The sequence below is a fragment of the Halospina denitrificans genome (assembly GCF_004364635.1).
GTDB classification, from domain to species: domain Bacteria; phylum Pseudomonadota; class Gammaproteobacteria; order Pseudomonadales; family Oleiphilaceae; genus Halospina; species Halospina denitrificans.
Genome location: NZ_SOAX01000007.1, coordinates 113393 through 138786 on the forward strand (window position 1 = coordinate 113393; position 25394 = coordinate 138786).

Below are 25394 nucleotides of genomic sequence, written 5' to 3' on the forward strand. Positions count from 1 at the left end.
TCTCTGTTGTGTTCAAACCGACCAGTCGTCTAGTATGTCCATTCCAATGATCAATAAGGAGTGTCACCATGCTCAAGGCACGCTATGAAAAACGCGGCCCGGTCCCCCAGGATGTGATCGAGGCAGTCTCCGTTGATGCCCCGGAACTCGGCGAGGGGGAAGTTCTCGTGGAGGTGCTGGCGGCGCCCATCAACCCTTCGGATGTACTCACCCTCACCGGCGACTACGGCACCCTGCCCCCGCTTCCCGCCATTGGCGGCAATGAAGGCGTGGGCCGTGTTGCCGAACTCGGCCCCAACGCCTCCGGCGTGGAAAAGGGCCAGACCGTGCTGCTGCCCGTGGGTGCGGGCACCTGGTCGACCCACGTCACGGCGGCGGCCAAGGACCTGATCCCCCTGCCCGGCGAGGCCGATCCCAAGCAGCTCAGCATGATGACCATCAATCCGCCGACCGCCATCCTGCTGCTTGAGCAGTTTGTGGACCTCAAGGAAGGTGACTGGGTCATCCAGAATGCGGCGAATTCCGGCGTTGGCGGTTACCTGATGCAGATTGCCGCCCAGCGAGGCATCCGCACCGTGAACGTGGTTCGCCGTGAATCGGCGGTTGCCGGCGTTGAGGAACAGGGTGGCGATGTAACCCTGGTGGATGGCCCGGACCTGCATAAGCGTGTGAAGGAAGCCACGGGCGGCGCGGCCATCAAGCTGGGCATCGACGCTGTGGGCGGCCAGTCCACGGACCACATCGCCAGCTGCCTGACGGAAGGCGCACCCGTGGTCAACTACGGCATGATGAGCGGCGAGCCCTGCCAGATGTCACCGGCGAACGTTGTCTTTCGCGATGTGTCCCTCAAGGGCTTCTGGCTGGCGCGCTGGTTCAGCAAGGCGAGCAAGGAAGACCAGATGAAGATCTACGGCCAGGTGACCCAGCAGATCGCCAGCGGAAAGCTGAAGGCGAAAATTGCGGCGGAATACGACGTCAGCCAGATCAAGGACGCCGTAGCCGCTGCGGCCTCCGGGGAGCGTGACGGGAAAATTCTCGTGGTACCGCAACACTGATCACCATGCCTTGATGCCGCCACTCCCGTGGCGGCATTGTACGCCCCGGACACGCCTCCAGCTTGACCAACACCCCTGCCCGGCACGATCATAAGCACCCCTTTCGCAACATGGACAACAGCGCATGAGTGATTCCGGCGTTAAAACCGACGAGAAAAAACAGCACTTTGACGACATTTACGTCGCAGAGAATCCCGTTCCCTTCAAGGAACGGATCATGGACGAGCTCAAGTACGTCTCGGACAACTTCAACCGCCTGACTTTCGATCGGCTGATCCTGCCCTGGGCGCAACAGAAGACGGCCAGCGGCACTCCCCTGAATTTCGTGGATCTGGCGGGCTGCTTCGGCAACACCACCATGGCCACCCTGAATGGCATGGATTATGACGCCATCCGCGAGAACTGGAAGGATGCGGACACGGCCAGCACCGTCGCGGAACCCCGTCGTTTCCCGGCCCGTGTTACCGGCATTGATATCTCCGCCAATGCCCTGGCCTACGGCAAGTCCGCGGGCATCTATGACAACACCATCCAGGCGGACCTCAACACCCCGGATGCCGACACCAAGGCACAGCTCGACGACGCACTCAAGGACGCCGATATCCTCATCTCCACGGCAGCCCTGGTGTATCTGGAGCCGGACGCCGTCGAAAACGTCATGGATGCCTTTGCCGCCAACAACAGCGAAGGCTACCTGCTGGTCAACTTCCTGAATCCCTTCGCGATGGAAGCGGCGGATGCGACCAAGCGCACCCTGCTGGAGCGGTTCGAGTTTGTGGGCAGCATGGCGTCACGCCATCGCCTGATGTCGGAGCTGGAGCGATCCAATTACCCGGGTGAAGAGTGGGTGATGCTCGAGATCTGGGTGCTCAAGCGTAAGAAATAAGACAGTAGGAAAAGGGCCCGCGGGCCCTTTTTTACGTGATGCGCCTTGCCCTGAAGGAACGTCCCTTCAGCTTGCCGTTCTGCAGTTTGCCCAGGGCCGGCTTGGCCACGTCCCTGGCCACCGCCACATAGGCGGACTGCTCCATGACGTCAATTTTCCCGACCTGCCCTCCGGCAATGCCCTGCTCGCCCGTTAATGCACCCAGGATGTCACCGGGGCGCACCTTGTCCTTCCTGCCACCATCGATCTGCAGAGTCACCATGGCTGGCTTGTAGGCAGGTGCTTCCAGAAGATTTTTCGGAGGCAGAGGCTCGGAGTCAATGCTCATGTCCAGATCCGTTTCCAGGCGGATCGTCTTATGGTGCTCTTTTGGCGTGAAAAGGGTGCAGGCCGTGCCCGTACTGCCCGCACGACCTGTACGCCCGATGCGGTGGAGATGCACGTCACTGTCCCGGGCAATGTGGTAGTTGATGACCAGGTCCATGGCATCAATATCCAGGCCCCGGGCCGCTACATCGGTGGCAACCAGCACGGATGCGCTCTTGTTGGCGAAGCGCACCAGCACCTGATCCCGCTCCTTCTGCTCCAGGTCACCATGCAGTGCCAGGGCCACAAAACCGTTGCGACAGAGTTCGTCCGCCACTTCCTGGGTTTCCTTCTTCGTATTGCAGAAGATCACCGCCGAATCCGGCCGCTGCTGAAGAAGCAGCAACCGCGCTGCCGTCAGTCGCTGCGCGTCATCCGGCACTTCGAAAAAATGCTGTTGGATACTGGCATTATCATCGTGCGCCTCTTCCACCTGGACCTTCACCGGTTGGGTCATGATGCGCTCGGCAATCACCTGGACGGATTCCGGGAAGGTGGCGCTGAACAACAGCGTCTGGCGCTTTCTGGGCATATAACCAAAAATGGCTTCCAGCGCCGGCTGGAACCCCATATCCAGCATCCGGTCGGCCTCGTCGAGAACCAGCTTGCGCATGCTTTCCAGCCTGAGCGTGCCTTTGCGCAGGTGCTCCTCAATACGCCCGGGCGTACCCACTACGATGTGGGCCCCGTGTTCGAGGGACCCGATCTGGGGGCCGAGCGGTGTGCCGCCACAGAGGGTGAGGACTTTGATATTGGGAATAGTCCGCGCGAGGCGGCGGATTTCGCGGGCCACCTGGTCCGCAAGCTCCCTGGTCGGACACAGCACCAGTCCCTGGACCTGGAAACGCTCGATCTCGAGGCCGTCCACCAACCCCAACCCGAAGGCCGCGGTCTTGCCGGAGCCGGTTTTCCCCTGCCCCAGCACATCCTCGCCGGCAAGGATGGATGGCAGGCTCCGGGCCTGAATGGCCGTCATACGGGTGTACCCCAGCGATGTGAGATTATCCAGCAGCGCGGGCTGCAGTGGCAGCTCGGAAAACGGGGGTTGGGTCAACGGGTGCTCCTGATTGGATGGGCGTGCAAGGAAAGTGCGCACAGGATAAAGCAGAACCCCTCATAGGCCCATCAAAATCACGTAACGGCACATGTACGGTCTGGGTTGCCTGCCATGCCGTCCTCCGTTTGGAGTTGAAGGTCAGTAACAGGAAGAGAGAAGGGGGAGGCCTTACCGGGAATCGCTATGAATACATCCATGTACGCTGCCCTCCGCCATCCATGGCTCCGGAGCTTCCCGGTAAGGCCTCCCCCTTCTCTCTTCCTGTTACTGACGCTCAGATTGGCACTTTGGTGCTGTTTCTGCCAGCTAGCGGCTGCGTAGCAGCCGCCAGGGTCGGTGCCAGACGAGCTGCCACCCCTGATCACCTGAACGTGCTTTGTAGCATGGAGAGAGCCAATAATCCGCTACGGCCACCAGTTCATCGCGATGCCAGATCAATGGCAATCGTTGCCGCTCCCAGGGGGGAATGCCCTGTTCCTGTAGCCATTTTTTCAGGGGGCGTTCCGGTTGTTCCGGCCTTGTCTGGATCCGTTCCCCACCCCGGCGTGGTGCCACGGTCAACTCGCCCGCTCTGGGTACGGCAATCCCCACTCCCCTATACCGGTGTGCCTCGAGTATTGTTCCGAACCAGTCCATGGGCTGGTCCGGGTGCCATGGGGCGGAGGCGGACGGGTGAATGTCGGGCAGTTCGGGAACAATCCAGAGTCGGTCCCGGAATCGACAGAGGCGGTAGTCTTCGCCGCGGAGTTCCGGTGCTCCGTCCGGCGGGGCTGTGAGCAGGGCGTCGAGGCCGGTTTGGAGGCGTTTTTCGCCGGGGGGCTGGAGGCCGTTGAGGCGTAGCAGGTAACGGATCAGTTGTTGGCGTCTGGGGTTGGTCAGTTCACGGATGTGGGCAACGCTGACGCCCTCCCCCGCAGTTACGGCCTCCGCGTCCTGGCGCGCCAGTTCGTCCAGCAGTTCATCCGCTTCCCGGCAGTGATCCGCACTGCGATTGAACCTCGAGACGGCTTCGGGCCAACGTTCTTTCAGAAGCGGCATCACCTGGTGGCGGAGGTAGTTGCGGTCGAAGCGGGTGTTGTTGTTGGAATGGTCTTCGCACCAGTCCAGCTGCCATTCCCGTGCCAATGCCTCGATGCGGGCACGGGTCAGAGGTAGCAGGGGGCGGTGAAGCTGGCCGGCCCCCAGGCTTCGGCTGGCGGGCATGCCAGCCAGGCCGCGTACGCCGCTGCCGCGCAGGAGGCGGAGCAGGACGGTTTCGGCCTGGTCGTCGCCGTGGTGAGCCATGAACAGGGTATCTTCCGGTTCCAGCGCCTGTTCGAACACGTCGTACCGGGCCTGACGTGCTCGAGCTTCCAGGTCGGGACGGTTGGGATCCAACGCCAGGCTGTGATTCTGGAAGGACACCCCGAGCTCACGACAGAGGGCCTGACACTGGCTTTCCCATTCCTCCGCCTCGGGTTGCAGGCCGTGATTGATATGGATGGCGTTGAGGGCTCGGCCCTCGGCGGTTGCCAGGGCCGTGATGCAGTGAAGCAGGAAGACCGAGTCAAGGCCCCCGCTCAGGGCCAGATGCCAGCGCCCCTGGCGGGGCAGGGTCCCGAAGGCGGCCTTCAGGTCATCGGGCCATTGCTCCGGGTCCCGCCAGTCACTTGCTGGCATCGTAGCGGGTGAGTCGCTCATAACGCTGTTGCAACAGATCCTCCAGGGGAATCTCCTGCAGCGCCGCCAGTTCTTCAGCCAGCACATCCTGGAGACTGACGGCCATGGTCTCCTGGTCACGGTGGGCGCCACCGAGCGGTTCCGGAATAACGCGGTCCGCCACGCCCAGGGACTTGAGCCGTTCGGCGGTGACGCCCATGGCGGCGGCGGCCTCCGCTGCGTACTCGGAGTTCTTCCAGAGGATGGAGGCGCAGCCTTCCGGTGAAATAACCGCGTAGGTGGAATACTGCAGCATGCAGAGTCGATCACAGACGCCAATGGCAAGCGCTCCCCCGGAGCCGCCCTCGCCGATGACGGTGCTGATGATTGGCGTCTTCAACCGCGACATCAGGGCCAGGTTGTTGGCGATGGCCTCGCTCTGGCCCCGCTCCTCGGCCCCGATCCCGGGATAGGCCCCCGGGGTGTCGATCAGAGTGATCACCGGGATCTGGAAGCGTTCGGCCATGCGCATCATCCGGGCCGCCTTGCGATACCCTTCGGGACGGGGCATACCGAAGTTGCGGTGTACCTTGTCCCGGATTTCACGCCCCTTCTGGTGCCCGATGATCATCACCGATTGGCCGTTGAGCCGCGCGATGCCACTCACAATCGCGGGGTCGTCCGCATAGGTCCGGTCGCCGTGCAGCTCGTCAAAGTCTGTAAAAACTTCGCGCACGTAATCCAGTGTGTAGGGGCGCTGGGGATGCCTCGCCAGTCGGGAGATATCCCAGGCCTGCAGGTTGGCGAATATGTTCTCCGTCAGGCTGGTGCTCTTGTTCCGGAGCTTGTTGATTTCTTCCGTGATATTAATGTCGGTGTCATTGCCGACCTGACGGAGTTCCTCGATCTTATCCTCGAGTTCCGCGATGGGCTGTTCAAAATCCAGGTATTGAGGGTTCATGTTGCTCCGTCAGTCTTTTTTTCTGATCCGTTTACTCATCGTATACCAAAGTCACACGATCTTCGCCCAGAAGGTGCCGGAGACTCAACAGCAGTTCGTCATCCGGCTGGACCCGCCAGTTCTCCCCCAGTCGGATGAGGGTGCGCGCACTCGGGCTCTCATAGTCCAGATTCACGGGGCAGCCCGGGCCCCGATAGGGACGCAGCACGTCCTCCAGTTCATCCAGGAAACCATTGGCACATTGTGGCTGCTCCACGCAAAGGCGCAATCCACGGCTGTACTCACGCCTGGCCCGATTGATGTCCATGACGCCGTCGGCGGTCATTTTCAGTGACCCGGAGTAGTCGTCATGGCTGACACGACCTTCCATGATCAGCACGTTGTCCTGCTGCAGGAGATCCTTGTGCTCGATGAAGGCCTCCGAGAACAGCGTCACCTCCATCCGGGCGCTGCGGTCATCCAGGGTCACGAACGCCATGGGCTGGCCACGGCGGTTTTTCATGGTGCGAACCGCCACCAGCAGGCCCGCAATGCGCTGGGTACCCTTGCCCGGCTTCAGGTCCGCGATGCTGTTGGGCACAAAGCGCCGGACCTCCTTCTCGTAGGCATCGAAGGGGTGGCCGGTCAGATAGAGGCCCAGTGTATCCTTTTCCGCCTGCAGGCGCTGCTTGTCGCTCCATTCGCGCAGGTGGGCCACATCCGCAAAGGGATCCTCGTCGCCGGTGGAGACCAGGTCCTCGCCGAACAAATCGGTCATGCCGGCGTTGGCGTTGCGGCTGAGTTGACCGGCCTGCTGGATGGCCTTGTCGATGCTGGCCATCATCCCCGCCCGCCCGGGCCCGAGCTTGTCCAGGGCGCCAGCGCGGATCAGGGCTTCAATGGCACGCTTGTTCACCCGGCGGATATCCACCCGGGCGCAGAAGTCGAACATATCCTTGAAGGGACCGCCTTCCTTACGCGCTTCCACAATGCTCTCGATGGGGCCCTCGCCCAGCCCCTTGATGGCACCGAGCCCGTAGATCACCTGGGCGTCGTCGTTCACGGTGAAGCTGTATTCGCTGTTGTTCACATCCGGCAGGACCAGATCGAGGCCCATGTTGCGGCATTCCTCGACCAGCGTGACCACCTTGTCGGTGTTCTGCATGTCCGCGGTGAGCACGGCCGCCATGAATTCGGACGGGTAATGGGTCTTGAGCCAGAGGGTCTGGTAGGAGACCAGCGCATAGGCGGCGGAGTGTGATTTGTTGAAGCCGTAGCCGGCAAACTTCTCCACCAGATCGAAGATGTTGTCGGCAAGATGCTTGCTGATGCCGTTGTTTTCGCAGCCTTCCAGGAACGCCTTCTTCTGTTTCTCCATCTCGGAGGCTTTCTTCTTGCCCATGGCCCGGCGCAGGAGGTCGGCCTGACCCAGTGTGAAACCGGCCATGACCTGGGCAATCTGCATCACCTGCTCCTGGTAGAGGATGATCCCGTAGGTTGGCTCGAGGACCGGCTTGAGGCCCTCGTACTGGAACTGCGGGTGCGGATAGGCCACCGGTTGGCGGCCGTGCTTGCGGTCGATGAAGTCATCGACCATCCCCGACTGCAGCGGGCCTGGGCGGAACAGGGCCACCAGGGCGATCATGTCCTCCAGCGATTCGGGTTCCAGGCGCCGGATCAGGTCTTTCATGCCCCGGGATTCGAGCTGGAATACCGCCGTGGTTTCCGCTTTCTTGAGCAGCTCGAAAGACGGCTTGTCGGTCAGCGGAATCTCGTCAATATCAATGTCATCCTCGCCCCGCTCCCGCCGACGACGGTTCACCATGGCCAGGGCCCAGTCGATGATGGTGAGGGTCCGCAGGCCGAGGAAGTCGAACTTGACCAGACCGGCTTCTTCCACATCGTTCTTGTCGAACTGGGTGACGACGCTGCCGCCGTCTTCTTCACAGTACAGCGGGGCGAAGTCCGTGAGCTTGGTGGGCGCGATCACCACGCCGCCTGCGTGCTTGCCAGCATTTCGGCAGATGCCCTCCAGCTTCTGGGCCATGTCCCAGATTTCCCGGGCATCGTCGTCCTGTTCCAGGAAATCGCGAAGGGGTTCTTCCTCTTCGTAGGCCCGTTCCAGGGTCATGCCCGGATCGAAGGGGATCATCTTGGACATGCGGTCCGCCAGCCCGTAGGACTTGCCCTGGACCCGGGCCACGTCCCGGACCACGGCCTTGGCGGCCATGGTACCGAAGGTGATGATCTGGGAGACGGCATCCTTGCCGTAGCGCTCGGCCACGTAATGGATGACCCGGTCGCGGCCTTCCATGCAGAAGTCCACGTCGAAGTCGGGCATGGAGACCCGTTCCGGGTTGAGGAAGCGCTCGAAGAGCAGGTCGTACTGGAGCGGGTCGATGTTGGTGATCAGCAGTGCGTAGGCCACCAGAGAGCCTGCACCGGAGCCCCGCCCCGGCCCCACGGGCACGCCGTTGTCCTTGGCCCACTGGATGAAGTCCATCACGATCAGAAAGTAACCCGGGAACCCCATCTGGTTGACGATGTTGAGTTCGAAGTCCAGGCGTTCGAAATATTCCTGTCGCCGCTCCTCGTAATCCGCCTGCTCCGGGTCCAGGATGCGCTTGAGACGCTCTTCCAGCCCTTCCTCGGAAACCTTGCGGAAATACTCGTCCATGGTCATCCCGTCCGGGATCGGGTACTGGGGCAGGAAGATCTCGCCGAGACGCACCGGCACCGTGCAGCGCCGCGCGATCTCCACGGTGTTGTCCACGGCTTCCGGGATGTCCTGGAACAGCTCGATCATCTCCTCCTGGGAACGGAGATACTGCTGCTCGCTGAATCGGCGCTCACGCCGGGGATCGTCCAGGGTCTTGCTCTCGCCAATGCAGACCCGGGCCTCGTGGGCCTCATAGTCCTCGGCATGCAGGAAGTGGACGTCATTGGTGGCCACCAGCGGCAGGCCAAGCTTTTCGGCGAGGGCAACCTGAGCGTGGACGCAGTCCTCGTCATTCGGACGGCCGGTCCGCTGCAGTTCCAGGTAGAAGGCATCCGGGAACAGCGCCGCCCAGTAACGGGCCCGTTCCTCGGCGAGTGCCTCCTTGCCGGCGAGCAGTGCCTTGCCCACATCCCCCATGCGCGCACCGGAGAGCATGATGAGCCCTTCACTCCGCGGTTCGATCCAATCACGCTCCACGATGGGGCGACCGGTCTTGAGCCCATGGGTGTAGCCCAGGGAGATGATCTCGGTCAGGTTCAGGTGGCCGGTCTGGTTGCGGGCCAGGAAGGTGATCCGGAAGGGATTGGCGGGCTCCTCCTCGTTGTGGAGCCAGATATCCGCCCCGATTATGGGCTTGATCCCCGCGCCGGTCGTGCCCTCGTAGAACTTAACCAGGGAACACATATTGGACTGTTCGGTGAGCCCGATGGCCGGCATCTGCAGCTCGCCGGCACGCTCGATCAGCGGCTTGATGCGGATGAGGCCATCAACCAGGGAATACTCGGAATGAATGCGCAGATGTACGAATGATCGGGCCACAGGCTTACTCCACGACCTCCATGAGTTCCTCGTAGGTCTGCTCGCCGAAGCGTGCTTCAACCAGTTCGCCCTCGGGATTGACGACCATGGTCGCCGGCAGCGATAACGGCTGTTCCCAATCGAACTCCCGGGCCGGGTTCTGCTGCAGAACGCGGAACTCAATACCCATTTCCGTCATCACGTTGCGCAGAGAATCGCCCTTCTCCCCGTCGAAATTGACACCAAGGACGGTGACATTCGAGGCCTTATCAAGACGATTCAGCTCGGGAATTTCCTCGTAGCAGGGCTCACACCACTCCGCCCAGTAGTTGACGAAGACCCAGTCACCGCGCAGCTCCTCCCAGACCAGGGGTTCATCCTCCGCTGTGGTAAAGGTGGTCTCACCGCTACAGCCGGTAACCAGAAGTGCCAGAACACCAGCCGCAAACGCAGCCCCGAGATGATTCACTGCCAACCTCCTGATAGAGTAGAGGGCACTGTCGGCCCCTTGCAAAACAGCCATTGTAACGGCAAAACCGGCGGGCGTAATCCATAACCAGACGCAGGAATTTGTTGTCCATGACCACAGCTGTTCGCCGCTACTCGGATCTTCCGCTGGCCCACTGGCTCGCACTGGCCTGCTTTTTCGGTCTCATCCTCGTGCTGGCTGTAACCACCTTCTGGCCCTCGCCCGTGGAGGGCGCATCCCCGGTGGTTATTCTGACCGTCAAGATCCTGCCGTTGCTGATCTTTGTTCCGGGGCTGCTGCGGGCGCGCAACACCACCTACATCTGGGCCTGCTTCATGCTGATGATCTATTTCATCCCTTTCTCCGCCAGCGCCTACCTCAACAGCTGGCCGGCGACGACCCTGATCCTGCTGACACTGACCATCGCCTTCTTTACGGCGGCCATGTTCAAACTCAAGCATGATCCGCGCAACCCCGGCATGAATCAGACGGCTGAACAACCATGACGCTGGCGCCCAAACCCGGGCCAGACAGGCCCCTGACGCTCAATGAAGTCTGCGAGGCCCTGATTGACCAGGAGCGCATCAGCGGTGAGGAAGGCAGGGAGCTGCGCAACGCCAACCTGGGGTCCAATACCGAGTCCCACCCGCTGGAAATGGTGGCGCAAGCACAACTGAAGGACCAGCTCACCGGGCGTCTTCTGGATCTTGAGGCATTGACCCAGTGGCTCGCCGAATGGGCGGGTATGGAATATGTCCAGATCGATCCCTTAAAAGTGGATGTGCCGGCGGTAGCCGGCGTCATGTCCTACGCCTATGCCAATCGCCACGGGATCCTGGCGGTATCGGTGGGGAAACAGGAGATCCGCGTGGCCACGGCACAGCCCTTCCAGAAGGACTGGATCGCCAACCTGGAGCACGTCAACCGCACGGACATCACGCCGGTTATTGCGAACCCGGCCTCGATCCGCCGATTCCTGGTGGAGTTCTACCAGCTGGCCAACTCGGTGAGCAAGGCCGGTGGCGAGGATGCCAGCCAGCACGTGCAGAACTTCGAGCAGCTTCTGGATCTGGGCGAAGGCAAGGCCGATGCCAACGACCAGCACGTGGTCAGTATTGTCGACTGGCTGCTCCATTACGCCTTCGAGCAGCGCGCCAGCGACATCCACATCGAGCCACGGCGTGAGATTTCCCAGGTGCGGTTCCGCATCGACGGAGTGCTGCACACGGTCTATGAGTTCCCCGCCAATGTGGGCATCGCGGTGCTCAGCCGCCTCAAGATTCTGGGCCGATTGAACGTCGCCGAGAAACGCCGCCCTCAGGATGGCCGCATCAAGACCCGCAAACCCGACGAGAGCGAGGTGGAACTGCGCATCGCCACCATGCCCACGGCCTTTGGCGAAAAGATGGTGCTGCGGATCTTCGATCCCGAGGTGCTGCTCAAGCCCTTCGAACAGATGGGGTTCTCCCGCGAGGACCGCCAGCGCTGGGAGCGGATTACAGACAATCCCTACGGCATCATCCTGGTGACAGGTCCAACCGGGTCCGGCAAGACCACAACGCTCTACTCCACCCTGCGCCAGATGGCGTCGGACGACGTCAACATCTGCACCATCGAGGATCCGATCGAGATGGTGGAGCCGTCCTTCAACCAGATGCAGGTCCAGCACGGCATCGACCTGACCTTTGCCCATGGCGTACGTGCCCTGATGCGCCAGGACCCGGACATCATCATGATCGGCGAGATCCGGGACAAAGAAACGGCCGAGATGGCCGTCCAGGCAGCCCTCACCGGTCACCTGGTGCTGTCCACCCTGCACACCAACGATGCGCCCAGTGCCATCACCCGGTTGCTGGAACTGGGCCTGCCCTCCTACCTGATCCGCGCCACCCTGATCGGCGTGATGGCCCAGCGGCTCGCGCGGACGCTCTGCGAGGACTGCAAGGAAAGCACACGACTGGACGAGGAAGCGTGGCGCGACCTGACGCGCCCCTGGAAAGCACCGCTTCCGGAAAAGACCTGCCGCCCGGTGGGCTGCCTGAATTGCCGCAACACGGGGTACCTGGGACGAACCGGCGCCTACGAGATCATGCCCGTGGAAGGCGCACTCAAGGATCAGATAACGGAAGACTGCAATGTCGCGGAAATTCGCCGTGAAGCCTACCGCCAGGGCATGATGTCACTGCGGCTCTCCGGTGCCCAGAAAGTGGCCGCGGGCGTGACAACCGTGGAAGAGGTCATGCGCATCACGCCCGAAAGCCAGCGCTAACAGGCGCTGGATCGGGAACCCGTGGACCTCGGGAAACGCCATCAGGGGGTAGGCACGCGGCCCAGTTCCCTCACAAGGATTTCCTCGATCTCCCCGTTCTTGCGCATCTCCCGCAGCGCCTCGTTAAAGGCTTCCATCCGTTCGGCGTTTTCCGGCACCTCCCGCGACAGCAAAAGCCGCAGACGGTCCAGTCGCACCGGATGGGGGTGCCAGGTGATCTTTTTCCGCTCCTTGCGGGAAAACTGCTCTTCAAGAATTCGCTGACCCACAATCCGGTCCATCGGGAAAAGATCAATACGACCCGCAATCAGCTTCTCGAAGTTCAGCCGATCCGACGAAACGGTTTCCGTGCGGACAAGCTCCAGATCCACCACGGTCTCGATGACTTTCCCGTAGTCGTAATCCTGGGTCAGGCCGATCCGGTAATCGGAGAGGTCGGCCGGCATGTCCCAATCAAAATTCATGTCACGGCGATGGAAGAAAACGTACTCGGTAAAGATGACTGGCTCGCTGACGTAAAAGTCCCTGAAACGCTGCTCGGACGGCAGCCAGACCGCCGCGCCATCCCACTTCCCCTGACGGGCCAGATACAACGAGCGGGACCAGGGAAAAAATCCATACTCCACCTCATAACCGGCGCGCTCAAACGCCCGGGTCACGATGCGCGAGGCGACCCCATATCCCGGCTCGTCCCTGCCAAGATAAGGCGGCCACTCACCATTGGTGATGCGGACCGTGGTCAGCTCCTGACCGGATTCTTCCTGTGCCGTTGCGCTGATGGACACTGCCAGCAAAACAGCAATGGCCAGTCCCTTCAGCCGTTGCATGATGGGTCCTCCCAGTGACTTCGGGCACAGCCCCTGAACTCAAGAATGGCAAGCGCGTTCACAACTGTCCACATTGATGTCCCTTCCAGCCGTGAATCAGTACCAGTACAGGCGTATCAGACGCCGTATCCGAATTGCCAAAAACGTCCCGCGTCACCGGCGACCGCGAGAGCCAGTGCTGCACAGCCTGCCACTCCTCGCGCCCCCCTGGATGCCCCCTGTAGACCAGCAGCGAAATCAGTCCACCCGGCCTGAGCACCCCCAGCGCGGCCTCCAATGCGGCAAGGGTGGAATCGGCATCCGTCACCAGGCCCCGGTCGCTGCCGGGAAGATAACCCAGGTTGAACATCACCGCACCAACTCTGCCCCTGGCATCATCGGGCAGATACGTTCTGATGTTGGCGTGACTGTCATGCACCAGACAAACCCGCTCCACCAGGTCAGCCTCCGCAAGGCGTCGCCGGGTTTCGGTAATGGCGGCCTCTTGGACATCAAACGCCCAGACGCAGCCGGCGGCGCCTACCTGTTCCGCAAGAAAAAGCGTGTCATGGCCATTACCGGCGGTGGCATCCAGGGCCAGATCCCCTTCTCCGAGGGCCTGGGCCACGGCCTCGTGGGCACGATGGGTCAGCCTCACACCACCCACCGCTGGCAGCGTGCCGGCGGCAAAGGCTTTGAGGTTGTCCGCGCTCTGCGCCACCATCCGCTGGCGGGCATCCTGGCTGGCCCAGGCACAGTGCGGCGTTACCAGCAGGTTCGGGATGTCATCCGCCAGAAGCGGGTTACCGTTGACTGGAGGCTCCTCGGTAAGCACATCCAGGCCCGCGCCACCGATTTCCCCGGAACGCAGCGCCTCTGCCAGTGCCTGCTCATTAACAATGCCACCCCTGGAGGTATTAACCAGAATGGCCGTGTTCTTCATCGCGGCCAGTTCCGGGGCATCAATCAGGTCCCGTGTTTCCTCGCTGAGCAGACAATGCACCGAGAGCACGTCCGCCTTCGGAAGCAGCTCCGCCAGTGGTTCACGGGGAAAACCGTCCACGTCACCGGATGCCTGCCCGGGACGGGCTGCCACGCGCACATCCATATCGAAGGCGGCACCGAGCCGTGCAACGCCCTGCCCCAGGTCCCCATAGCCCAGGACCACCAGCGTCTTGCCAGCCAGTTCCATGATGGGGTAGTCCATGCGGCAGAACATTGTGCTCTGCTGCCAGCGGCCGTTACGGGTATCCGTGACGTAATCCAGCAGATGATTCGACAGCGCCAGAATCAGGGAAAACGTATGCTGAACCAGTACAGGGCGTGCATAGCGAATGGCATTCACAACCCGGATTCCACGCCGTTCAGCGGCCTCGAGGTTAATGTTGTTGACCCCCGTGGCGGTTACGATCACCACCTTCAGGTGCGGCGCGGCGGCGAAATGCTCATCTCCCAGCACCACCTTGTTGGTGATCACGGCCTCGGCACCGGCGATCCGCTGAGCGACCTCGGCCGGTGCCGTAGTCGCGTACGTGGTCAGTTCCGCCGCTTCCTCCAATGGCGAGAAGTCCACATCCCGCCCCAGGGTGTCTGAATCCAGAAAAACCGCCTTCAACACATTTGCCTCCCGACAAAAGGGATTATTGTCGATGGCCGGATACCCGCATGCAATGCTGAATCCAAAAACCGGAAACGCCTGCCTTTGTCAAACAACGCAAAGCCTTGGTGATGGCTGTCACACTTCCAACACCCCTGCCACCGTTTTACAAACAGTAACATCCTGAAATGTTTCAATTCATTTCAACATTGACTGAAACGCCCGAAGGCATGCGCCAAAGCGGCCATTAAGACTGTTCGACGATTCTGTGAAAGTTGCGCCATCAACCTGAACCATTCTGGAGGTAGGTTCATGAAAGCGGTTACACCTTATCTTCTCATCGGCCTCACGGCCTTTACCCTGACAGGCTGTCTGAGCACGGGCAGCAGCGCCGACGGCGACGATGCAGCCCAGGCTTCCGATAACGGCGGTGTTTCCGGCCAGAACGATGAGCAGGGGCGCGGACAGTCGGATGTCCGGGTCGCCTTCAATCCGGCGGAACAGGTCCTGCCCTTCCCCAACAACCTGCTTTTCGAGGCCGACGCCAACAGCGCGGAGGATCTGGACGGGACGCTGAACGTCCCCGTGGACGATCCGCAGGACAGTTCGGCACCGGTGATCCGGGCGCTCAATACCCTCGATGGTTTCTCCACGACGGCGTCGTGGCGCATGGCGTTCACCGGAGACGTTGACCCGGATTCGCTGGTCGCGGGCGAGACAGTGCGGGTCTTCCGGATGAAGCCGAGTGGCGAGGGCTACCCCGAGCGAACGCGGCCAACCGAGGTGGATGGAGAACTCAGCCCGGATCAGTTCCGCGTTGCCTATGATGAGCAGAGCAATGAGATGCGCATCCTGCCTGCCGAACCGCTGAGCTACGACACCACCTACACGGCCGTGATCACCGAGGGTGTCCTGGATCCCAGCGGCGATCTCGTCGGCAGTCCGCTGCAATGGTCCGTAGCCACCGGCACCGGTGACCTGGATCAGTGCGATGACCCGAGCAAGAGCGACAGCGCCCTGCTCCAGTGCACCACCAATGCGGCGATCACACCGATCGAGGACAGCGATAACATCGACCTGGACCGCGACGACATGCTCCTGGCCTGGGGTGTGACGACCCAGCGTCCGGATGCGACCTTCATGCAGGCAGCCGATTTCATTCAATCTAACGGGTTAAAGGATCTTGAAGAAGTCAGTAAGCTCAAGAAAAACGACGACCCGGAATGCAAGGACATTATCTGCCTGGTCAACCTGGATGAAGTATTCGGCGAAGAAGCTCCGTCCACACCGGGCGGAAAGGCGAAGATCCTGCCGGGAACCATTCACCTTCCCTATGGGCTCGAGGAAGCCGAGGACCGCACCAAGGGGTCAGAGGCCAATGGATACGAGCCGACGCCGGCACGTGACGACCGTGTGCTTGAAACGGCCTGGGAATGCAGTGAAGGAAACTGTAACGCGGACGATAACCGGGGCAGTGTAGACGGAGAAAGCCTGATCCGGTCCGTGCAGACCGCCCCCGTTATCATGGCCGTCCCGGACCCGGAGGCAGAGGGTGTTCCGGAGCCCGAAGGCGACGGCTACCCGGTAGTCATCTTCCAGCATGCCATCAAGCAGAACCGATCCAATGCACTGGCGGTTGCCGACCGCCTGGCTCAGGAAGGCTTTGCGGTCGTGGGCATCGACATGCCGCTCCATGGTCTCGTGAAGTCGGACATTGAAAACGAGTCACTGAACGACCTGTATGCACCGGCTTTCTATGCCCAGCTGCAGGATTCGGCCATTGTCTACGACTGCTTCCTTCTGTGTGATGAGGCCACCATCGCCCAGGCAATGCAGGATTCACTGCCCCAGGCCTGGGAGCGTACCCAGTATCTGGATCTGGTCGACGAGGACGGCAACCCTGGTAGTGACGGTAGCATTGATTCGTCCGGCTCCCATTTCCTGAATCCCTCCCAACCGCTGACCCAGCGCGACAACATCCGTCAGGGCTCACTCGACCTTGTCACTCTGGCCCATCACCTGCGCAGCGGTGACGTTTCGGAGTGCGGTACAAAAGTACTCGACGACAGCCCTGTAGGGCCGAACTGCGACAAGGACGCAGCCCTCGACAAAATTGATACCACCAACCTCCACTTCGTGGGCCACTCCGTGGGTAACATCGTTGCTGCCCCTTTCCTGACCCATGATGAGGCCATCCAGAGCGTCACCATGCTTACCCCGCCCGGCGGCATCATGCGCACTCTGGAAGGCTCGGCAAGCATTGGCCCACAGCTGCGGGAAGGGCTGGCGGAATCCGGCATTGAGCCCGGTACCGAGGACTATTACCGCTTCTTCGCCTCGGTCCAGGCCGCACTCGACAGCGTCGACCCGCTCAACCACGCGCCGGCCATCACCCGGGGCCAGGACAACGCGCCTCGCCCGGTCTACCTCTCACAGATCCTCGGCAACGACGGTTCCGACGGCAGTGATGCGAATCCGGCCGACCTGGTTCTGCCACCGGGAGTGGAGGGTCAACCGCTGGCCGGCAGCACAGCGCTCGCCAAGGCTGCGGATCTGACGCTTGCGCCGAGCAAGGAGGACGATCTGGGCAGCGGTAGCTTTCCCCTGGGTCAGGACTACGCCAGGGACAATGCCATCCAGGCGACCGTGGGTTTCCGTTTTGGCGCCCACGCATCACCGCTCCAGCCGCTGACCGAAGACGACGACCCCCGGGACAACGGTGAGGAAAGCTTCAGCATCCCCAACGGTGAAGCAACCCACGCGGAAATGCAGAACCAGATCGCCAGCTTCCTGACCAACGCCCGGGACGGGAATACCCGCCTCACCATTGGTGATCTGGAGCTGGTCGAAGCGCGCTAAAGGTCCCGCTCTGCGCTATAGTCACGGTGGCAATCATTGGAGGAGGCCACCGTGACTACCATTCTTTCTGTTCTGCTTTTAATCTGGCTCATCCCCGGAACCTGGATTCTCGGGCGCAAAACGCCGGACTACTACCCCTTGCGCCAGACCATCAGCGAACTCGGAGCCAGTGGCGCTGAACACGAGAAGGTGGCACGCTTTGCCCTGTTCCTGCCCTCCGGCCTCCTCGCCACCCTGATCAGCTTCCTGTTTCTTCTGGAAAGCCACCTCGAAGCCGCAGCACTGGCCGCGTCCGTCGCCATCGGCTACCTGTTTGCCGCCATCTTTCCGGTGGACCAGGGGGCTCCCCTGCATGGAAGCCGGGCCAACTTCTGGCACAACCTGGGCGGGATGGTGATGTATCTGGGGGGCGGGCTGAGCCTGATTGCCGCCCACCAGCAGGCGCCCGGCTTTACCATGGCAGGCGTGTTCAGCCTTGTTGGCCTGGCCGGGCTGTCACCCTATACGCCGACCCGATACCGCGGCTGGCTCCAGAGACTGATAGAAGCACTGTTTTTCGCCGCCCTCATCAGCCATTCATTATTCTGATCGAATAAAAACTATTTAATCGGAATTATTTCTGTGATGTATTTCACATTTATTATTTGATTAAACACCCACCCCCAAAAGACCTTTCCATATTTTACAAATCACTGAATTTCCAAGTGTTTGAATGGCTTTCAACATTGGCTGTCATGACCTTTTCATAGGCAGATCCGGCCATACCTATTTCCGATCGTTAATGGACAATAGGCAATTATATATAAGCCTCGTCTTTTTAAATCCGTTTTCAAGACAACAGGAAATCTGTCATGAAGTTTGAAAAACGCTGTATACCGGTCTGTCTTATCGCCCTTGGTGCCGCCACTGCCCAGGGCGGTGGCCTGGAGCTGAACCAGCATGGCGTCAAGGAGCTGAGCCACGGCTTTGCCGGCACCGCCACTCTGCTGGAGGATGCCTCTGCCATCGCCCACAACCCGGCGGGCCTGACGCGGGTCGAAGGCAGCGAATTCAGCGGTGGTCTGACAGCCCTCTACGCGGATATCGATTACAACGCGGAAGTCCGCCGCGAGAAACTTGAAGAGGCCTATGGCCTGGCGCCTTCCACGGTCAACGGCCCCGGGAACGCCAACAGCCAGCAGGTCACACCCATCCCCCACCTGTACTATGGCCACAAGGTGAACGAGGATACGGCCGTGGGCATCGGCCTCTATGCGCCCTTCGGCTCCGGGAGCAAGTACCCCAAGGGCTGGGCCGGACGCTACCACGCCGAGGAAACCTCCCAGAGCACCGTCAACATCAACCCCACCATAGCGGTGGACCTGAATGATGAGCTCTCCATGGGCCTCGGCGCCATCATCCAGACCTATGAGGCCTCACTCACGAACCAGATCGATGTGGGCTACCTGGTGGCCGAAGCCATCATCAAGGAGGCCGAAGACCAGGCAACCATGACGCCGGAAATCGCCCAGGACATACTGGATGAGGTGGACTCCTTCCGCGATCCCAACGATCCCACCAACAACCGGCTGGACGTCCAGAACGACATCGAGATCGACAGCGTCACCTACGGGTTCAGCTTCGGCCTGCTGTGGGAGCCCCGTAATGATACCTCCGTGGGCTTCAACTTCCGGAGCGAGACCAACCACCTGGCGGAAGGCGAAGCCAAGCGCCCCACCCTCGATGAGGTTGATATTGAGGGCGATCTTACGGATACGCTGGCTGATTTTGCCAACCTGAGCGAGGAAGACGCCCGCGCATCAGCGCGCTCGGCCGTGGATGAGCGGGGCGCCGCACCCGGGGATCTCTATTCACGCATCACCTTCCCCGCGGTGGCCACCCTGAGTCTGGAGCATGACCTGTCAGACCGGTGGTCGGTCATGGGCAGCGTCTCCTACATCAACTGGAGCGTCTTTGACGAGCTCCGCCTGGAGTATGAACTGCGCGATGACGTAGCGGCTTCGGAAACGGACACCAGTGAGTCCATCAGGGGTGGCTCTGACATCACCGGCTCCGGGGACGACGTTCGCCGCCGTGACCTGGTCCAGCCACTGGAATTCGAGGACACCATGCGTTACGGCCTGGGTGCCCGCTACCGCTTCGATGACCGCCTGACCCTGCGCTTCGGCGGAAGCTACGACGAAACCCCGATCCCGGATTCGGATTACCGCACACCCCGGGGTCCGGACAACGACCGCATCATCGTCGGCCTTGGTGGCAGCTACACCGTCAACGACAGGCTCAATGTTGACCTGGGATATGCGTTCACCAAGATCACGGAAGCGGATGTCAGCCCTCAGGAAAACCCGGCGGGCACCCTCCACCGTGCCGTGGGCACCACCGAGGCCAGTCTGCACAGCCTTGGCATGCAGGCCAACTACCAGTTCTGAGCCCGGGTGGCGACTACTGGAGCTGGCTTGAATTCAGCCCCAGAACCCGCCGCGCAATGATAAGCTGCTGGATCTGCTGGGTGCCCTCGAAGATGTCCAGGATCTTCGAATCCCGGGCCCACTTCTCCAGCAGCTCCTCCTCGGTATAGCCAAGACTGCCCGCCAGCTCGGCGCAACGCAGGGTAATCTCATTGCCCACGCGACCGGCCTTGGCCTTGCAGATGGAGGCCTGCATGGAGTTTGCCTCCCGGTTGTCCGCCATCCAGGCGGCGCGCACGGTGAGCCAGTAGGCGGACTCCCATTCCGCCTCCATGCGATAGAGTTCCGCTTCAATGGCGGATGCAGTTTCCACCGGCTGGCTGTAGTCCAGGCTCACCTGGTCGGCCAGAAGTTCCTTCAGCCGTTCCAGCGAGGCCCGGGCGCAGCCCACGGCCATGGCAGCCACCAGAGGGCGGGTGTTGTCGAAGGTCTGCATGACCCCGGCAAAGCCCTTCTGGGTATCGATCTCGGGAGTGCCCAGCAGGTTCTCCTCCGGCACCCGGCAGTCCTGGAAATGGATGGCGGCGGTGTCGGAGGCCCGGATGCCCAGCTTCTTTTCCAGCCGTGCGAGCTCCATGCCCGGCGTGCCCCACTCCACCACGAAGGACTTGATGGCGGCACGGCCCAGGCTGGGGTCAAGACTCGCCCAGACCACCACGCAGTCGGCCCGCTGGCCCGCAGTCACATAAATCTTCTCGCCATTAAGCACATAGTGGTCTCCGTCCCGGCGGGCGGTGGTGCGGATAGCCGCGGAGTCCGAACCGCATCCGGGCTCGGTGATTGCCATGGCCGCCCACTTGCCGGCAAAACGTTCCTTCTGCTCGTCGCTGGCGACGGCGGATATGGCGGCATTACCCAGGCCCTGGCGGGGCAGCGAGAGCATCAGCGCCACGTCGCCGTAGCACAGCTCCATGGCGCCCAGGCATACGCCCATATTGGAGCCGTTCCTGACGCCATGATCGCCAGCTTCGCCAGTGCCGCCCGTGGTCGCCGCCCCGGCGGAATTCGCAGGGTCACCCTCGTTGAATCCGTCCAGCACCGAGGCCAGCATATCCAGCTCCTTCGGTGGTTCATGCTCGTGCTGGTCATAGTAGCGGGAGATGGGTCTGAAGGTGCTGATGGCCACCTGATGGGCATTATTGACCAGGGCGCGGAACTTTTTCGGAATTTCCAGGTTCATGAACGCTTCCTCCCTTAAAGGTGCAGGCCGCCGAAGGCGACCCCAATGGCCCGCAGGTCGCGATACCAGCGCTCCACCGGGTATTCGTGGGTATAACCATGGCCACCGAGCAGCTGGACGCCGTTGGTTCCGATAGTCATGGCCTTATCCTTGACCAGGGTGCGGGCCAGGTGCGCCTCGCGCTGGAAGCTGCGCCCCTGTTCGGCGCGGGATACGGCTCGGTAGGTGAGCATGCGCATGGCATCCAGCTCGATGGCCATGTCCGCGACCATGAAGGCCACGCTCTGCCGGTAACTGATGGGTTCACCGAAGGCCTTGCGCTCGTTGCAGTAGGGCACGACGTAATCCATCACGGCCTGGCTGGTGCCGATGGCCATGGCACACCAGGCCAGGGTTCCGAGGTCCACGAAGGCGCGGTAATCAAAATCCCGGTCGCCAAGGCGGTTGGCCGCCGACACCCGGACGCTGTCCAGTTTCAGGCTGCGCGGCGAGGCGGCACGGAGCCCCATGGGCGAATCGCTGCCGATATAAAGACGGGGTGTTCCCCGCTCGATGATAAAGACGCCGGGCCCGTCGGCGGTGCAGGCGGCCACCAGGAAGAGTTCAGCATCCTCGGCCAGCGGAACCAGGGATTTTTCCCCTTCGAGTATGTAGTTGTCCCCTTCCCGCCGAGCCGTCGTGGTCAGGTTCATGGGATCAAAAAGCGGGCGGGGTTCGCACAGGGCAATGGCGGCCCGGGGCGGATTCTCGCCGGCGAAGGTGTTGAGATAGGTGGACTGTTGCTGGGCGCTGCCCCAGTGGGTGAGCGCATTGGCAACGCTCATGGGGGCCAGGATGGACAGTGCCTGTCCCATGTCGCCGTAGGCCAGGTCTTCGGCCACCAGCATGGAGGTGACGGGGGAGCGTTCGGTGGCGGCGCCTTCCAGGGCCTCGGGGACGGCGAAGAGGTTGAGGCCGAGTTCAGCGGCCTGGCTCATGACGGTGTCGCTGGTGCGCTGTTCGGCGTCGGCGGTCTCGGCTTCTTCCCGCAGTACTTCGGTGGCGAAGTCGCGCACGCTGTCGCGGATCATGCGCTGTTCGTCGGTGATGTTGAGGTCGAAGTAGTCGGTGGTCTGGCCGGGGGCGTGGAGGCGTTGGGGTTTCTTGAGGGGGTTGGCGGCTTTGAAGGCGCGGCTGCTGGTGCTGATGGCGCGGAAGCCGCTGCGTGTGAGGTGGTAGCTTAGGTTTTCGGCGGTGGTCCTCAGGTGGAGGCGGTCGAGGATGTCGGAGCGGGCGATGTTGTTCAGTGCGCTCAGGGCGTAGCCGATGGCGTCTTTGGGCATGGTTCCCTTCCTTTTTGTTGGTCCCCGATTATCCTTCAATTATGGGGCAGAAAGGATGGTTCACATTGACCCTGGCGCCGATCAGTGCAGTTTATCCGGCCAGCCCGGCCGCAGACTTCAGTGCCGGGGTCGGGGGATGCCTTCCGGGAAACGCTGTGAATACATCCATGTACGCTGCCCTCCGCCATCCATGGCTCCGGAGCTTCCCGGAAGGCATCCCCCGACCCCGGCACTGAACCCTGCTACATCAAGCTGACGGATTACGACTTCAGACGATACCCAGTGCGGAAAATCCACCAGACGAGCGCCAGGCACAGGAGCATGAACAGGAAGGTCATGCCGAGGCTGACGAGGATGGGGACGTCGGAGACTTCGAAGAAGCTCCAGCGGAAGCCGCTGACGAGGTAGACGACCGGGTTGAAGAGGGAGACGGTCTGCCAGAACTCGGGGAGGACGTCGAGGGAGTAGAAGGTGCCGCCCAGAAACGTCAGTGGGATGATGAGCAGCAGGGGCACGATCTGGAGTTGTTCGAAGTCCTGGGCCCAGATGCCGACGATGAAGCCGAAGAGGCTGAAGGTGATTGCGGTTAGGACCAGGAAGAACAGCATCAGGAACGGGTGCTGTATGGGCAGGTCCACGAAGAGATGGGCGGTGATGAGGATGATCAGGCCCAGGATCAGGGATTTGGTCGCGGCGGCGCCGACGTAGCCGATGACCACTTCCAGGTAGGACACCGGGGCGGAGAGGACTTCGTAGATGTTGCCGGTGAACCTGGGGAAGAAGATGCCGAAGGAGGCGTTGGTGACGCTCTGGGTGAGGAGCATGAGCATGATCAGGCCGGGGACGATGAAGGCGCCGTAGGGGATGCCCTGCACCTGCTCGACCCGCGAGCCGATGGCGGCGCCGAAGACGACGAAGTACAGGGAGGTGGTTACCACGGGCGAGACGACGCTCTGCAGCCAGGTGCGGGCGGCGCGGGCGATTTCGAAACGGTAGATGGCGTACATGCCTCTTGGGTTCATCTTCATCCGTTCACCAGGTCCAGGAAAATGTCTTCGAGTGAGCTTTGCGTGGTGTGCAGGTCCGTAAAGCGGATGCCGGCTTCGCCGAGGTCCTGGAGCAGGCTGTCGATGCCGGTCTGGGCGGACTGGGTCTGGTAGGTATAGATCAGTGACTCGCCGTTATCGCCCAGACTCAGGCTGTAGGCAGCCAGGCCTGCGGGAACGCTGCTGAGCGGTTCGCGCAGTTGCAGGACAAGCTGCTTCTGGCCAAGTTTTTTCATCAGCTGTCGCTTGTTCTCCACCAGGATGATTTCGCCCTGGTTGATGACGCCGATGCGGTCGGCCATTAATTCCGCTTCCTCGATGTAGTGCGTGGTGAGGATGACGGTGACGCCGGTTTCGCGCAGGTATTCAACGGTTTCCCACATGCCCTGGCGCAGCTCCACGTCCACCCCGGCCGTGGGTTCATCCAGGAAGAGCACCGAGGGCTCGTGGGACAGGGCCTTGGCGATAAGCAGGCGGCGCTTCATGCCGCCGGAGAGCGTGCGCAGCTGATTGTTGCGCTTGTCCCAGAGCGAGAGGTCGCGAAGGACCTTTTCCAGGTAGGCGTCGTCGCGCGGTTTGCCGAAAAGCGTCCGGCTGAAATTGACCGTGGCCCAGACCGTCTCGAAGGCATCCCGTGTGAGTTCCTGGGGGACAAGCCCGATGCGCGATCGGGTATGGCGATAGTCGCGCACGATGTCGTAACCATCAACAGTCACGCTGCCGCCGGTGCTGTTGACGATGCCGCAGATGATACTGATGAGTGTGGTCTTTCCGGCGCCATTGGGGCCCAGCAGCGCGAAGATTTCGCCCTTTTCGATGTTGAGGTTGATATCCTTCAGAGCCTGGAAGCCGGACTCATAGGTTTTGTCGAGATTCTTGACGGTCAGAATCGGTGCCAATGTTCACCTCAGTGCTACAGATCGCGGAAAAGGGTATCACAGAAGCGGCTTTCCATTGCCGGGATCATCGCCAAATTATTGGTAGCCATTCGTGGGTACGACCCAACGGCTGTCTGCCGTAAAGACGACATCGAGAATAAGCGGCGAGCAGATGGCCCGTACGCCGCTGTCCAGCTGTTCCCGCAGCCGGTCCAGGGTCTTCAGGTCTGATACGTGCGAATCCTCCGGCAGGACCACGTAGATCACCAGATAAAGTGTGCGCCCTGGTCGAACCATCCGCAGGCTGAAGTCGCTTACCGGCCAGTGGCCAAGCACATCCTCGACGGCGGACTGCACGGGATGACGGATCCGGCTCGGTGGCGCCCGGTTCAGGAGTTCCTTGATGGCCTCCGATGCCATCCGGAACGGCGCGCTGAGGCAGAACAGGACCACCACGACCGCCACCATCAACGGGTCCACATAGGGCGTCAGTGCGGACCATCCGCTCATATCCGCTACCGGTATCAGGCAGAACGCGATCAGGACCGACGCGGAGATCGTGGTGTTGATGCGCCAGTTGGCGTAATCCGCCTCGACCAGTGGACTTGAGGTGTGACGCCGGAGACGCCTCAGGAGGATCATACTGACCAGGCTGGCCACGGTTGCAAATACCGCGTAGACAATGGCGAGCCCCGCAGTGATCTCACGCCCACCGGCCAGCAGCACCAGCACTGAATCCCCGAGCGCCAACAGCCCAACTCCCAGTATAAGAAGCCCTTTGGCCGCGTTTACCAGGGACTCGAAATAGGCGAAACCAAAGGGGTATTTTTCGTTATCGGGGACAGCGAGGAGGGTGGCCACGCGGACGCTGAAAAACGCCATGACGCTGTAGATCAGGTTGAAGAGACCATCCAGCAGTATCACCTGGGAGCCGGTAACAACGGAAGCCACCAGGGCAACGCTGCCCAGCACCAGCGACATCACTGCCGAAAGGATCAGTCCGCGCCGTTCCGTTTTCATAAAGTCGTCCCCAAAGCGGGT

Annotated in this window: 19 protein-coding genes; 7 read left to right on the forward strand and 12 right to left on the reverse strand. The window is 61.5% G+C overall.

Going from position 1 to position 25394, the window contains the following annotated elements; all coding sequences use genetic code 11:
* The first annotated feature begins 68 nt into the window (after positions 1-68).
* On the forward strand, positions 69-1055 hold the full coding sequence (locus tag DES49_RS13570; RefSeq protein ID WP_133736972.1) for a zinc-dependent alcohol dehydrogenase family protein: 987 nt from the start codon (positions 69-71) through the stop codon (positions 1053-1055).
* 124 nt (positions 1056-1179) lie between these two features.
* A complete protein-coding gene (locus DES49_RS13575) occupies positions 1180-1941 on the forward strand; it encodes a class I SAM-dependent methyltransferase (protein WP_133736973.1) in 762 nt (253 codons plus the stop codon).
* A gap of 31 nt (positions 1942-1972) precedes the next feature.
* On the opposite strand, the gene dbpA is transcribed toward DES49_RS13575, so the two are convergent.
* The 5 genes from dbpA to DES49_RS13600 form a co-directional block, all read right to left on the reverse strand.
* On the reverse strand, positions 1973-3361 hold the full coding sequence (gene dbpA, locus DES49_RS13580) for an ATP-dependent RNA helicase DbpA (RefSeq protein WP_133736974.1): 1389 nt from the start codon (positions 3359-3361) through the stop codon (positions 1973-1975).
* Positions 3362-3670: 309 nt separating this feature from the next.
* The gene (tilS, locus tag DES49_RS13585; protein ID WP_166646092.1) at positions 3671-5044 is read right to left on the reverse strand and encodes a tRNA lysidine(34) synthetase TilS; all 1374 of its coding nucleotides are present in this window, start codon (positions 5042-5044) and stop codon (positions 3671-3673) included.
* On the reverse strand, positions 5010-5963 hold the full coding sequence (locus DES49_RS13590; RefSeq protein ID WP_133736976.1) for an acetyl-CoA carboxylase carboxyltransferase subunit alpha: 954 nt from the start codon (positions 5961-5963) through the stop codon (positions 5010-5012). The genes tilS and DES49_RS13590 overlap by 35 nt, the downstream gene beginning before the upstream one ends.
* Before the next feature lie 31 nt (positions 5964-5994).
* Positions 5995-9480, reverse strand: coding sequence for a DNA polymerase III subunit alpha (gene dnaE, locus DES49_RS13595; RefSeq protein ID WP_133736977.1), 3486 nt, complete (start codon positions 9478-9480; stop codon positions 5995-5997).
* Positions 9481-9484: 4 nt separating this feature from the next.
* Positions 9485-9928 carry a TlpA family protein disulfide reductase gene (locus DES49_RS13600; RefSeq protein WP_243865056.1) on the reverse strand — a complete coding sequence of 148 codons (444 nt, stop codon included), beginning with the start codon at positions 9926-9928 and terminating at the stop codon, positions 9485-9487.
* 110 nt (positions 9929-10038) lie between these two features.
* Between DES49_RS13600 and DES49_RS13605 the strand changes: the two genes are divergently transcribed.
* Positions 10039-10434 (forward strand): DUF2069 domain-containing protein, encoded by a 396-nt coding sequence (locus tag DES49_RS13605; RefSeq protein WP_133736979.1) that lies wholly within the window; start codon positions 10039-10041, stop codon positions 10432-10434.
* Positions 10431-12197 carry a type IV pilus assembly ATPase TfpB gene (tfpB, locus tag DES49_RS13610; protein ID WP_133736980.1) on the forward strand — a complete coding sequence of 589 codons (1767 nt, stop codon included), beginning with the start codon at positions 10431-10433 and terminating at the stop codon, positions 12195-12197. Before DES49_RS13605 ends, tfpB begins: the two co-directional genes overlap by 4 nt.
* Before the next feature lie 41 nt (positions 12198-12238).
* Here tfpB and DES49_RS13615 read toward each other — a convergent pair whose 3' ends face one another.
* Both DES49_RS13615 and mnmM read right to left on the reverse strand, forming a co-directional pair.
* On the reverse strand, positions 12239-13024 hold the full coding sequence (locus tag DES49_RS13615) for a substrate-binding periplasmic protein (protein WP_133736981.1): 786 nt from the start codon (positions 13022-13024) through the stop codon (positions 12239-12241).
* A gap of 58 nt (positions 13025-13082) precedes the next feature.
* Positions 13083-14618, reverse strand: a complete 1536-nt coding sequence (gene mnmM, locus DES49_RS15775; protein WP_133736982.1) for a tRNA 5-(aminomethyl)-2-thiouridylate-methyltransferase MnmM — start codon at positions 14616-14618, stop codon at positions 13083-13085.
* A 294-nt stretch (positions 14619-14912) separates the two neighbouring features.
* Between mnmM and DES49_RS13625 the strand changes: the two genes are divergently transcribed.
* The 3 genes from DES49_RS13625 to DES49_RS13635 all read left to right on the forward strand — a co-directional run bounded on the left by DES49_RS13625 (position 14913) and on the right by DES49_RS13635 (position 19888).
* Positions 14913-17459: an Ig-like domain-containing protein gene (locus DES49_RS13625; RefSeq protein WP_133736983.1), complete on the forward strand. Its 2547-nt coding sequence runs from the start codon at positions 14913-14915 to the stop codon at positions 17457-17459.
* A 51-nt stretch (positions 17460-17510) separates the two neighbouring features.
* A complete protein-coding gene (locus tag DES49_RS13630) occupies positions 17511-18047 on the forward strand; it encodes a DUF998 domain-containing protein (protein ID WP_166646093.1) in 537 nt (178 codons plus the stop codon).
* Positions 18048-18310: 263 nt separating this feature from the next.
* On the forward strand, positions 18311-19888 hold the full coding sequence (locus DES49_RS13635) for an OmpP1/FadL family transporter (RefSeq protein WP_133736985.1): 1578 nt from the start codon (positions 18311-18313) through the stop codon (positions 19886-19888).
* Positions 19889-19901: 13 nt separating this feature from the next.
* On the opposite strand, the gene DES49_RS13640 is transcribed toward DES49_RS13635, so the two are convergent.
* The 5 genes from DES49_RS13640 to DES49_RS13660 form a co-directional block, all read right to left on the reverse strand.
* On the reverse strand, positions 19902-21107 hold the full coding sequence (locus DES49_RS13640; protein ID WP_133736986.1) for an acyl-CoA dehydrogenase family protein: 1206 nt from the start codon (positions 21105-21107) through the stop codon (positions 19902-19904).
* Positions 21108-21121: 14 nt separating this feature from the next.
* The gene (locus DES49_RS13645; RefSeq protein WP_133736987.1) at positions 21122-22429 is read right to left on the reverse strand and encodes an acyl-CoA dehydrogenase family protein; all 1308 of its coding nucleotides are present in this window, start codon (positions 22427-22429) and stop codon (positions 21122-21124) included.
* A gap of 260 nt (positions 22430-22689) precedes the next feature.
* Entirely contained in the window at positions 22690-23451 is a 762-nt protein-coding gene (locus tag DES49_RS13650) for an ABC transporter permease (RefSeq protein WP_133737099.1), read from the reverse strand.
* Between the two features lie 2 nt (positions 23452-23453).
* Positions 23454-24374, reverse strand: a complete 921-nt coding sequence (locus tag DES49_RS13655) for an ABC transporter ATP-binding protein (protein ID WP_133736988.1) — start codon at positions 24372-24374, stop codon at positions 23454-23456.
* A gap of 75 nt (positions 24375-24449) precedes the next feature.
* Positions 24450-25373, reverse strand: a complete 924-nt coding sequence (locus DES49_RS13660) for a cation diffusion facilitator family transporter (protein WP_133736989.1) — start codon at positions 25371-25373, stop codon at positions 24450-24452.
* Positions 25374-25394: the final 21 nt, after the last annotated feature.